We start from the raw sequence: 13,433 nt of genomic DNA, 5'->3' as shown, positions 1-13,433 counted from the left end.
GAATTTCAGTAAAGGTGTATAATATTTATACAAATAAATAAAGATTCCCTTGAAGGGGAGTAGCTTTCACAAAAGTGATAATCAATCGTCATTTCGGATATAATTCCCGGTTGATTAGCGAGTACATAAGCTTGTTAGCAAGACCTTCTAAGTAGATTAAAAATTCTACTTTGGAGGTCTTTTTTATTTTCAAAAATTTATAATTAAAATAATTATAAGAAAATTGGAGAAAATAATAATAGAAAAATTGGAGGATAATTATGTTTTACAAAAAAGAGTTTAAAGATGTAGTAAATGAACTTGGAAGTAATTTAGGTGGATTATCAGAAGCAGAAATAAAGACTAGATTAGAGAAATATGGATATAATGAGTTGGATGAAAAAGGAAAAACACCAACGTGGAAACTATTTGTAGATAGTTTTAAGGATCCATTAGTTATAATTCTTTTAATTGCAGCTTTGGTTCAAGTATTTTTAGGAGAAAGGTTTGAGTCAGCAATAATATTTACAGTTTTAATATTAAATTCAGTATTGGGAGTTGTTCAAACTAGAAAAGCTGAAGGATCACTTGCAAGTTTAAAGCAATTATCAGTTCCAAATGCTAAGGTAATGAGAAATAATAAAAAGATTACAATACCATCAAGAGAATTAGTACCAGGGGACATAGTTATTTTAGAAGCAGGAGATTATGTACCTACAGATGGTAGAATAATGGAAGCTCAAACTTTTAAAGTTGTAGAAGGTATGTTAACTGGAGAATCAGAACCAGTACTTAAACATGAAGAAAAAATAGACAAAGAAGTTCCGCTAGGCGATCAAAAAAATATGGTATTTAGTGGTTCTATGGTAGTATACGGAAGGGCTACGTATATAGTAACTGAATGTGGTATGAAAACAGAAGTTGGTAAAATAGCTAATTTACTAGAAAGTGCTGAAAATAAACAAACTCCACTTCAACATAAACTAGATGATTTTGGTAAGAAGCTTGGAGTAGGAATTGTTATATTAGCAGCTATAATATTTGGAGTTCAAGTATTTAGGGGTGCTCAGTTAATCGATTCATTTATGTTTGCAATAGCAATCGCGGTAGCAGCTATACCAGAAGCATTATCTTCAATAGTTACAATAGTTTTAGCAGTTGGAACTAATATAATGGCAAAAAAGCAAGCTGTAATAAGAAAATTACCAGCAGTTGAAACTTTAGGTTCAACAAGTGTTATATGTACAGATAAAACAGGTACACTAACTCAAAATAAAATGACAGTAGTAAATTCTTACATGTATGGAATCAAAGAAGGTGTATTAGATGAAAATATATCTGGTAAAGAAGTAGCACTAGATAATATGGCAAATCAAGAGTGGGATTTATCTTTAGCTTCTATACTATGTAATGATTCAGATGTAACTAATGAAGGTGTAGAAATAGGAGATCCAACAGAAGTAGCGCTTATAAATTATGCAGATAAAAATAATTTAGATTATAAAAAACTAAGAGAAAAATACAGTAGATTAAATGAATTACCATTTGATAGTGATAGAAAACTTATGTCTACTATAAATAAGATAGACAATGAAGTGGTTATGTTTACTAAAGGAGCACCAGACGTTGTATTTAGTAGATGTAAACATGCATTAAATAATGGAGAAATAGTTCCAATAAGTGAAGAGATAATAAATAAATATAAAAGTGTAAATGAAGAGTTTTCAAATAAAGCATTAAGAGTCTTAGCATTTGCTAGTAAAGATATAAAAGATGAAAACTTTGTACCATCAATCAAAGACGAATGTGATTTAACACTTATAGGTATTATGGCAATGATAGACCCTCCAAGAGAAGAGGTATATGAAGCAGTAGCTGAAGCTAAAAACTCAGGAATAAAAACTGTAATGATAACAGGAGACCATAAAACAACAGCAGCTGCAATAGCAAAAGATATAGGTATTATGGTAGATGGAGACTTAGCACTTACAGGTCAAGAGCTAGATGCTTTAAGTGATTTAGAACTAGATGAAAAATTAGAAAAAATATCAGTATATGCTAGAGTTTCACCAGAAAATAAAATAAGAATAGTAAAAGCATGGCAAAGAAAAGGTAAAGTTTGTGCTATGACAGGAGATGGAGTAAATGATGCTCCAGCTTTAAAACAAGCAGATATAGGTATAGGTATGGGTAGTGGTACTGAAGTTGCAAAAGATGCATCAGCAATGGTACTACTTGATGATAACTTCTCAACAATAGTAAATGCTGTTGAGGTAGGTAGAACAGTTTATAATAATATTAAAAAATCAATAACATATCTTTTCTCAGGTAACTTAGGAGGGATAATAGCTATATTATTTGCAGTAATGGCTGATTGGGCAAATCCATTCACAACATTACAATTATTATTTATAAACTTAGTAACAGACTCTCTACCAGCAATAGCTCTTGGACTTGAAAAGCCAGAAAAAGGTGTTATGAATAATCCTCCTAGAGACCCTAATGAGAGTATATTAGCAGGAGGAACATTAAAAACTGTATTAATTAGAGGTAGTATAATAGGTATAGTTACAATAATAGCTCAGTATATAGGTATGAAGCATTCACCACAATTAGGTACAGCAATGGCTTTTGCGACTCTTACTTTATCTAGAATACTACAAACATTTGCATCAAGATCTAATAGTGAGACTATATTTAAATTAGGAATTACAAGTAATAAATATGCATTAGGTGCAGTTGTAATATGTTTAGGAATGTTTTCAGTAACATTAATACCATTTATGAGAGAGATATTTGCTATTCCTCAATCATTTGAATTAACAAGTGCTGTTACATGTTTTGCTTTAGCAATAGTTGCAGGTTTATCAATGGAAATAAGCAAGTCAATAACAAAATAATAATATATAAATAAAATAAGCAGAAGTATTTTACTTTTGCTTATTTTTTATGCTCTTATATAAGTTATAATTATAATATATAATTAGTAAAATACAAAAAATAGAAGGGATATAAATATGAATATAGCGATAATGGCCTGTAGAAAATTAGTATCTAAATGCTCTGGTTCAGGATGTTTTAAAGCATATAATAATTCAGAAAAAGCTTTTGAAATTTATAAAGATGAAAACTGTGAACTTAGTAGTTTCTTCTACTGCGCTGGATGTAATGAAGCAATCACACAAGATGAGGACTGGAGTCACAAAATTAATCAACTTAAAAATAATAACGTAGAAGTAATTCACTTGGCTTATTGCATTAAAGTAGAATGCAAACATTATGAAAAACATGAAGATATGTTATCTAAAGAAGGATTTAAAATAGTTCATGGAAGTCACTAAAATATAAGTAAATCGTATTGTTTTGTGGTTTACTTATCATAAATTAAATATAAAATAAATAAAAATAATAGAAGTATTTATTATAAGGATGAGAGGGTATCTATAATGAAATCTATAAAGATATGTATAGGGAGTGCATGTCACATAAAAGGTTCAGAAGAAGTAATAGAAATATTTAAAAACTTAATTAGTGAGTATAATCTTGAAGATGAAGTTGAACTGCTTGCATCATTTTGTCTTGGAAAATGTACGCAAGCAGTTTCGGTTATGAGATGGGATGGAGAAGTTTTATCTGTATGTCAAGAAAATGCAAAAGATATATTTGAAAAAAACATAATTCCATATATTTAAGGGGGGATTTATTTGTGGTTTGTAAATTTTTCTAAAACAAATTGCAAGAATTGCTATGCCTGTGTAAGAGTATGTCCTGTAAATGCAATTAGAGTTAAAGATGAAAAAGCAAGAATTATTAAAGAAAGATGTATTGTATGTGGAAGGTGCTCAAAGGCATGTCCACAAAATACCAAAGGGATTAGATCGGAAAAAAGTATAGTAAAACATTTCTTAAAAAGTGAAGAAAAAGTGGTAGCATCTATTGCTCCTAGTTTTATATCCATATTTGGGGAGCATAGTTTAAAAATACCTAATGCACTTAAAAAATTAGGATTTGATTATGTAGAAGAAACAATATCAGCTGTAGATCCTATAATAAAAGAATATAATATATATGCAAATAAAGACGAAGAAAATACTTATATAACAAGTTTTTGCCCATCAGTAAATAATCTTATTCAAAAACACTATCCAGAAATTATAAACAATTTAATACCAGTTGTATCCCCATTTATATGTCATGGTAAAATACTAAAAGAAAAGTATGGTAAAGATGCAAAGGTAGTTTTTATAGGACCATGCTTAGCTAAAAAGGTAGAAGCCTATGATGATGAATCTATAGACGCAGTGCTTACATTTGAAGAGTTAAAAAAATGGATTAAAGAAGAAAATATGAAATTAAATGATTTAGAAGAAAGTATATTTAATAATATATCACTTCACAAACGATTATTTCCAATAGTAGGTCAACCAATTAAAGACATTAGTAATCAAAATACTGAAAAAAATATTATACCAGTAGATGGAATAGAACAATGTATTCAAGTTTTAGAGTCCATAAAAAGTGGTAAATTCAAAAATACACTATTTGAAATGAGTTGTTGTAGGCATAGCTGCATAGGTGGATCTGGAATGCCTGAAGATGGTATAAGTTGTTATGAACGTAAAGAAAAGCTTAATAGATATGCAAATAATTTATTAATTAAAAATGAAGAAGAACCAAATGAAGAAGATAGATATTTACCAAATATATGCGTACATAAAGAGTTTCAATCATTAAATATACCACTTAAAATTCCGAGTGAAAAAGAAGTAATAGAAATACTTAATACTATGGGAAAATATAAAAAAAGTGATGAATTAAATTGTGGAAGCTGCGGATATAAAACTTGCAGAGAAAAGGCAGTAGCAGTATACAATAACATGGCAGAAATAAACATGTGTATGCCATTTATGAGAGAAAAATCAGAAAATATAACAAATATAATTTTTGATACAACACCTAATATGATAGTAATAACTAATAAGGATTTAGACATTATTCAGTTAAATCATGCAGCTAGAAAATTTTTTAATATGGAAAGAGAAGTAGTAAAAGGCCTGCCAATATTGATGTTTTTGGAAGAAGAAAGATTTTATAGTGTGAAAAAAAATAATAAAAATATATATAAAGAAAAAGTGACTCTTAAACAATACGATTCAACAATTATACAAAGTATAATTTGGGTAGAACATAGTCAGCTTATGATATGGATTGCAGACGATATTACTAGAAATGAATATATGGAAAAGAAAATTCAAAATATGAAAATAGATGCTATTAATATGGCCCAAAAGGTTATTAATAAACAAATGACTGTAGCGCAAGAAATTGCAAGCCTTTTAGGTGAGACAACAGCTGAAACTAAAGTTACTTTAACTCAGCTTAAAAATCTTATTCAGGAGGAAGAGGGAAATATATAATGGAATTCTTTGTAGATTTTTCAAGTGGTAGTTTAAATAAGTATGGAGAAGAGTTATGTGGAGATAAGGTTGAGTTTTATAATGGGGAAGATAGTTTTATTGCAGTATTATCTGATGGATTAGGAAGTGGAGTTAAGGCAAATATATTAGCAACATTAACATCAAAAATAGCTATTACTATGTTAAAAGAAGGTTTACCAATTGAGGATGTAGTAGATACAATCATTCATACATTACCAGTATGTTCTGTTAGAAAACTAGCTTACTCTACATTTACAATTATAAAGATAGACAAAGATGGAATGACATATGTGGTCGAGTTTGACAATCCGAGTATATTTTTTCTAAATGATAGACATATAAAAAAATTGGAATGGAATACTACAGAAATAAATGGAAGAAAGATAAAAGAAAGTAAATTTAAATTAGAAGAAAAGGACGTCCTTGTATTTGTAAGTGACGGGGTTATTCATGCAGGTGCAGGAATAGTACTAAATCTAGGATGGAAATGGGAAGATATAGATAAGTATTTAAGACAATATACAAACAAAGATATGTCATCTAAGACAATTACTAATATGCTATTAGGAGCATGTGATCAACTTTATATACAAAAGCCAGGAGATGATGCAACGGTAGCAACGATAAAAGTAATTAGACCAAGTAAAGCTACTTTATTTTCAGGCCCCCCCATAGATCCTAATATGGATAAAGAAGTAGTAGAGGTACTTATGAATACTATTGGTAAAAAGATTGTTTGTGGTGGTACAGCAGGTAATATAGTAGCTAGAGAACTAGATGAAGATATAAAAGTAAGTTTTGAGGTAATTGATAAAGAGGTACCTCCTATGGGATATATAAAAGGAATTGATCTTGTTACAGAAGGTGTATTAACGATAAAAAGGGCAACAGAAAAGTTAGAAAAGCTTAAAGTGGCAACAGATTTAAATTTTATATATAAAGAAGATGGGGCATCTAAGCTTGCTAAAATACTATTTGAGGATTGTACACATATAAAAATGCTTATTGGAAGAAGTATTAATCCTGCACATCAAAATCCAGATTTTCCTAATGAACTAAGTATAAAATTATATGTATTAAATAAACTAAAAAAAACACTTCTAGATTTAGGAAAAATAGTTGAAATTGAATATTATTAAAAAATATAAAGAGCCTAATAGTTTAATTATTAGGCTCTTTATATTTTTACAGAGTGTAAAAACTATAAATATTATTCTATGGCATAGTTATAAGTTATTAAATATAGTATAATTATTTAGAGAAAACAAGGGGAATTTGTCTAAAAGGAGTAAAAAATGATAAAAATAAATAAGTACAAAATTGTACTCATTGCAATATTATTTATATCATCAATTTCAATAAATAGTATATATGCATATGATAACGTAACTTTCAAAAATATTAATATCGAAGATGGTCTATCACAGTCTACAGTACAAGCAATACTTCAAGATAGCAAAGGCTACATATGGTTGGGAACAAATGATGGGCTTAATAGATATAATGGTTACGATATGAAAGTTTATAAAAATGATGATAGTAAAGAAAGTATATCTGATAATTATATATTAAATATAGCTGAAGATAAAAAGGGAAACGTATGGATCGCAACTTGCTATGGGTTAAGTAAAATAAACATTAACACCGGTAATGTAAAAAATTATTACGATGGTGAAGATAATGGAAATTTATCTCATTATTATACGAGTTCAATTTTAATAACTGAAAAAAATGAAGTATTAGTCGGAACATCTGATGGAATAAATATTTATGATGAAGAAACCGATAGTTTTAAAAGGATATTAGATGAAAATGGAGATATAACTAGCCAAGATATATCTAATATGAAAATGGATGTAGATGGTAATGTGTGGATAGCCACTAGAGATGGATTAAATAAGATTAATATAAATAGCAAAAAAATAGATAAATACTATTCTGGACATGAAAATGGTATAAGTGGAAATGATGTATATGGACTTCTTAGTGACAAGAATGGATACATGTGGGCGTCAACTAGAGGCTATGGATTAAATAGAATAAATATAAAAACTAATGAAATAAAAATATACAAACATGATGAAAAAGATAAAAAATCAATACCAGAAAATTATACTAGAAATATGCTTCAAGATAAAAGGGGAGATATATGGATAGGAACAGATAAGGGATTAGCTAAGTATGTAGCTAGAGAGGATAACTTTATAACATATACAAATAAACAACATGATGTTAATAGTTTAATAAATAATACTGTATATACGGTTATAGAAGATAAAAGTGGATTAATATGGGTTGGGACTTACGCGGGGATAAGTATATTTGATCCAAGTCATAGAATAAGCCACTATAAAAATGACCCATTTAATACAAACTCTCTTAGTGATAATGTAATACATGGAATTTATGAAGATGAAGAGGGTTTAATATGGGTTGGTACTAAAGATAATGGTGTAAATATAATAAATAGAAAATCAAATGAAATTAAACATATCAATAAGGGAAATAGTAAGTTTGATTTAAATAGCAATTCAATAAAGGTTATAACAGGTAAAAATAATATAATTTGGATAGGTAGTAGAGAAGGATTAAATAAAGTAAATAAAAAAGATATGACTGTTAAGTCATATACAAAAAAAGATGGACTAGTAGGAGATAATATAAAAAGTTTACTTTTAGATAGTAAAGGATATTTGTGGATTGGAACTCCTGATGGACTTAATATTTTAAATACGAAAGATGACAGTATAACAGACTTAACTCCAATACTTAAAGATTATGGAATAGAAGATATATATATTGAAGAAATTTATGAGGATAGGGATGGAAATTATTGGATAGGTACGTTTATAGGTGGTGGACTAATAAAAATAGATCCAAACTCTACTAGTGAGCCATTAAAAAATTATAAAAATACTGATGGAGAAAATGGAAGAAATAATAATAATATAAATACTATAAGGTCTATAGTAGAAGATAAGTATGGATACTTATGGATAGGAACTAATTACGGATTAAATAAACTTGATAAAACTACTGGAAAATTTACTACGTATACTCAAAAGGATGGATTAGCTAATAATACAGTTTATGGCGTCTTACTAGATAATAATAATAATCCTTGGGTTAGTACAAATAATGGTATATCAAAGTTAGATGTAAACACCAAGGAATTTAGAAACCTAAGCATTGTAGATGGTTTACAAAATAATGAGTTTAATGGTAAGGCAGCATACAAAGGAAAAAATGGAGAATTCTTATTTGGTGGAATTAGTGGACTAAATATATTTAATCCAGATGAAATTGTAAATCTAGAGTACTGCCCAGATGTTGTTTTTGATGATTTTGAAGTTCAAGGTAAAGAATATAAAAATATAAATAATAATAAATTTGATTATGATTCAAATACAGTAAGAATAAAGTACTTTATACCAGATTATAAAAATAATAAAAATATACAATATCAATATAAGATGGAAGGATTAAATGATAAATGGATTTTAGTAAATAATAATGAAGCTATATATTCAGATTTAGACCCTGGAGATTATACATTCAAAATAAAAGCTAGAAATCAAAATGGTGTTATGGGAAAAGAGAGTAGTCTAAAGTTTACAATAAATCCTCCATTTTGGCAAAGCCAAACGGCTATAATGTTATATATATTTATAATTATTATTATAGTTTATAGAACAACAACTAAAGTAAAAAGATTAGATATACTAGTAGATAAAAGAACTAAGCAATTAAGAGATGAAATGAAAAAAAATAATAAGCTTTTAAATCAAGTTATAAAACTTGAAAAAAATAAAAATAATTATTTTATAAACTTATCTCATGAGCTTAGAACTCCTTTGAATGTAATTAATTCAATAGAACAGTTAATTACAGAACTTAATAAATCTGAAAAGGAAATAAGTAAAGATAAATTAGCCCATTATATGGACGTATTGAAGAAAAACTCAAAAAGGTTATTAAATTTAATAAATAATATAATAGACACGAATAAAATTGAACATGGAAACTATAAAATTAACTTAGATAAATATGATATTGTATATATAGTTGAAGAAGCTGCACTAGGCCTAAAAGAATATATCGAATCTAGAGAAATTGAGTTAATAATAGACACAGACGTAGAAGAAAAATATATAATTTGTGATGAGGATGAAATAGATAGATGCATCGTTAATTTAGTTAGTAATGCTGCCAAATTTACACCAGAAGGTGGGAAAATAGAAGTTAATATAACTGATCTAGATGATAAAGTAAAGATAAGTGTAAAGGACACTGGAATCGGAATAGATGAAAAATATCATAAATCTATATTTGATAGATTTAATCAAGTTATTGACCCAGACTCTGAAACAAAAGGAGGAAGCGGTCTAGGACTTACTATAACAAAGCATATAATAGAACTTCACAAAGGCGAAATATATGTTAAAAGTAAAAAAGATGAAGGTAGTGAGTTTGTAATTATACTTCCAACTACCATAGAAAAAATTTAATAATAAATAACAAAAAAGCTTGCATTTATTAAATGTAAGCTTTTATTTTTATAGTAACTCATTGAAAATTATTTTTTATTACGTAATATTAATATATAATTAAAATATACACACATTTAAATAGAGGGGAAATTAATTAATGAGGCTGTTTTTTAATAAGTTAGATGAACACATTTTGGTAATGGATGAAAATGGATATATAAAATATTGTAATGATAAATTATTACTAAAATTGCAATATGATGAAAGGGAAATACAAAATTTAAATGTATCCAGTATATTATCCAATGACAGAAATTCTTTAACAGAGTTATTAAAATATAAAAATAAAGGGAAAATAGATTTGAACTTACACTCAAAGTCTAATAAAGTAATGTACATGACTTGTGAAATAATTGAAGACATATACAATAACGAAAATTTGATTTTTATTATAGGTAAGGAAATATGCGAAAGATGCTATTCAATAGATGATTTAGAAATACTACTAGATAAATCTCCATTCACTGCTTGGATTAAGGATGTAAATGGAAAATATTTGTATGTAAATAAAGCTTATGAAGATAGTATACACAAAAGCAAATCGGAAATTTTAGGTAAGTATGATAAAGATATATGGTGTCTAGAAAATGCAACAAAATATATAAAAATAGATAAAGAAATAATAAATAGCAATAGAGCTAAATCTTATGAAGAAAAATTTACATGTAACGGAAAAGAAGAATGGTTTGAAAAATTTAAATATCCTGTAGCTGATGAAAACGGTAATTTGAAGTATATACTTGGAGTCGGAAAAAGTATTACAGCAGAAAGAAATTTAAAAGATAAAATTGCAGATAATTATGCTGAGATAGCTACATTAAATAATCTAATAAATAGTGATAAAGAAATTGATTTGTATGAATTACTAGAACAGATATGCAAAAATGTATTAGAACATATAGGATCCGATGGAATATCTATAATGTTATATAATGCTGATAAAGAAATATTAGAGCCTAAAGTCAGAATTGATTATGCAAAAAAAAGCATTCCAAAAGATTGCTTTATAAATTTATCGAGGAGTAAAGCTTTAGAAATTTTAGAAAAAAAAGATAATGAGGGAATTAAAGGTATTAAGTATGCAGAAAATATTATAACTATAGATCCATCTGCAGAAGAAGATATAGAATATATAGGAAGTTATAGTATTTCTCTTAATAATGAGCTTATTGGAATGCTAAGTTTTAGCTATAAAAAGGGAAATACTCCTAAACATGACTTAGATAGTACTATAAAAATAATTTGTATGCAAATTGCTGTAATAATTAAAAACTTTACATTGTCTCAAGAAGTCAAAGTAGAATTTGATAAAAGAAAAGAAACTGAACATAAATTAGAGGTTTTTTTAGAAACGGCAGCTGATATTGTAGGAATTATAGATAGCAAAGGACATATAAAAAAGGTAAGTATGTCATGGACTAAAATTCTTGGATGGAGTAGTGAAGAGCTATTATCAATGAATTGGAATGAAATTATCCATCCTGAAGATAAAGAGAGTTTTGATGATATTTGGATTGAACTTAAAAATAATAAAAGTACAATGCGTGGGCAAAGACGATATTTATGTAAAAATGGTGAATACAGATGGCTATATGTTAATGCTATGTATTTAAAGGATGAAGACTCATACGCTATGACTGCTAGGGATATTACGGAAGAAAAAAAGATAAAGGAAGAAAAAAAAGCATTACAAGAAGCAGTTGAATTAGAGAGTGTAAAAAATGAATTTTTTGCTAATATATCTCATGAATTTAAAACTCCTATTAATATAATTCTTGGGACTATGCAGTTATTAAATAGAAAAGTAAATCAAGGTTCTATATATTGTAATGATGATACAAATTTATTAAATTATATTAATTCAATAAAGCAAAATTCATATAGACTATTAAGGCTTGTGAATAATTTAATTGATATGAGTAGAATAGATACTGGATATTATGAAATAAATCTTAAAAATTATGATATTGTAAAAATAGTAGAAGATATAACAATGTCTGTAACCCAATATGTTGAAAATAAAGGTATAGATATAATATTTGATACTAATGTTGAAGAGTCTGTTATAGCTTGTGATCCAGATAAAATAGAAAGAATTATGCTTAATATCTTATCTAATGCTATTAAATATACAGATGAGCATGGTAAAATTATGGTAGACTTAAATCAAGTTGCTAAAAAGATAACTGTGTCTATAAAGGACAATGGGGTAGGTATATCTGAAGAAAAGTTAGATTTTATTTTTGAGAGGTTTGGACAAGCAAACAATGCATTAACAAGAAGATGTGAAGGTAGTGGTATTGGATTATCATTAGTTAAGTCACTGATAAATATGCATGATGGTGATATATATGTAAAAAGTAATATAGGAGAAGGAACTGAATTTACATTTGAAATTCCGATAAAAACTGTAGAAGAAAAAAATGAAAATATAAATAAAGATAACTATGAAGAGCTTAGAATTGAAAAATGTAATATAGAGTTTTCAGATATATATTCTTAATAAAAAATTTATAATAAAATATTGTAGTTTATATATAGATTAAAAATGGTATAAATAAAATATAAATTTATTAAAAATAGTACTAAATATTAGAATTTAGTACTATTTTTAAATGGTAAAATGTAAAAATATGGTTTAAGACAAAAATACTGGAGGCATTGACAATGAAGAAGTTACAAGGCAAAGTTGCAGTAGTAACATCATCAACAAAGGGGATAGGATTAGCATCAGCAGAAATTTTAGCTGAAAATGGAGCATTAGTTTATATAGCAGCTAGATCTAAGGATTTAGCAAATGAGGTTATATCTAATATTGCTTTAAAAGGTGGAGAAGCAAAATTTGTATACTTTAATGCTAGAGAAGAGGAAACTTACACTTTAATGATAGAAGAAGTAGTTAAAAATGAAGGAAGAATTGATATCTTAGTGAATAACTATGGAGGAACTAATGTAGCTCTTGATAAAAATCTTGTAGATGGTGATACTGATGAATTTTTCAATATAGTTAAGGATAACCTTCAAAGTGTATATTTACCATGTAAGGTAGCTGTTCCATATATGATAAAAAATGGAGGCGGAAGTATTGTAAATATTTCTAGTATAGGATCTGTAGTTCCAGATTTATCAAGAATAGCATACTGTGTTTCAAAATCTGCAGTAAATTCATTAACTAAAAATATAGCAACTCAATATGCTAGAGATAATATTAGATGTAATGCGGTACTACCAGGTCTTATAGCAACTAAAGCAGCTATTGACAATATGTCTGACGAGTTTATAGATTCATTCTTAAGACACGTACCATTAAATCGTATGGGTAGACCTGAAGATATAGCAAAGGCTGTGTTATTTTATGCTAGTGATGATTCATCATTTATAACTGGAGATATTTTAGAGGTAGCTGGCGGATATTCAATGCCAACACCTCAATACTCAGAATATACAAATAGATAATAAAAAAGAC

At 27.6% G+C, this 13,433-nt stretch carries 8 protein-coding genes; all 8 read left to right on the top strand.

Annotated features, from left to right (window positions below; translation table 11 throughout):
* Positions 1-260 precede the first annotated feature (260 nt).
* The 8 genes from JNUCC81_RS15980 to hdhA all read left to right on the top strand — a co-directional run bounded on the left by JNUCC81_RS15980 (position 261) and on the right by hdhA (position 13,423).
* Positions 261-2,879, top strand: a complete 2,619-nt coding sequence (locus JNUCC81_RS15980) for a cation-translocating P-type ATPase (RefSeq protein ID WP_454094371.1) — start codon at positions 261-263, stop codon at positions 2,877-2,879.
* Between the two features lie 117 nt (positions 2,880-2,996).
* Entirely contained in the window at positions 2,997-3,320 is a 324-nt protein-coding gene (locus JNUCC81_RS15975; protein WP_454094370.1) for a CGGC domain-containing protein, read from the top strand.
* Between the two features lie 105 nt (positions 3,321-3,425).
* A complete protein-coding gene (locus JNUCC81_RS15970) occupies positions 3,426-3,671 on the top strand; it encodes a (2Fe-2S) ferredoxin domain-containing protein (RefSeq protein WP_208333210.1) in 246 nt (81 codons plus the stop codon).
* Positions 3,672-3,683: 12 nt separating this feature from the next.
* Entirely contained in the window at positions 3,684-5,396 is a 1,713-nt protein-coding gene (locus tag JNUCC81_RS15965) for a [Fe-Fe] hydrogenase large subunit C-terminal domain-containing protein (protein ID WP_454094369.1), read from the top strand.
* Positions 5,396-6,556: a SpoIIE family protein phosphatase gene (locus tag JNUCC81_RS15960; protein ID WP_454094368.1), complete on the top strand. Its 1,161-nt coding sequence runs from the start codon at positions 5,396-5,398 to the stop codon at positions 6,554-6,556. The genes JNUCC81_RS15965 and JNUCC81_RS15960 overlap by 1 nt, the downstream gene beginning before the upstream one ends.
* Positions 6,557-6,712: 156 nt before the next feature.
* Positions 6,713-9,925, top strand: coding sequence for a ligand-binding sensor domain-containing protein (locus JNUCC81_RS15955; protein WP_454094367.1), 3,213 nt, complete (start codon positions 6,713-6,715; stop codon positions 9,923-9,925).
* A gap of 139 nt (positions 9,926-10,064) precedes the next feature.
* Complete coding sequence (locus tag JNUCC81_RS15950; protein ID WP_454094366.1) at positions 10,065-12,470, top strand: PAS domain S-box protein; 2,406 nt, start codon at positions 10,065-10,067, stop codon at positions 12,468-12,470.
* 164 nt (positions 12,471-12,634) lie between these two features.
* Positions 12,635-13,423: a 7alpha-hydroxysteroid dehydrogenase gene (gene hdhA / locus JNUCC81_RS15945; protein ID WP_454094365.1), complete on the top strand. Its 789-nt coding sequence runs from the start codon at positions 12,635-12,637 to the stop codon at positions 13,421-13,423.
* The last annotated feature ends 10 nt before the right edge of the window (positions 13,424-13,433 follow it).

The organism is Faecalimicrobium sp. JNUCC 81 (assembly GCF_053667625.1).
This window is presented reverse-complemented; position numbering and strand designations above follow the sequence as displayed.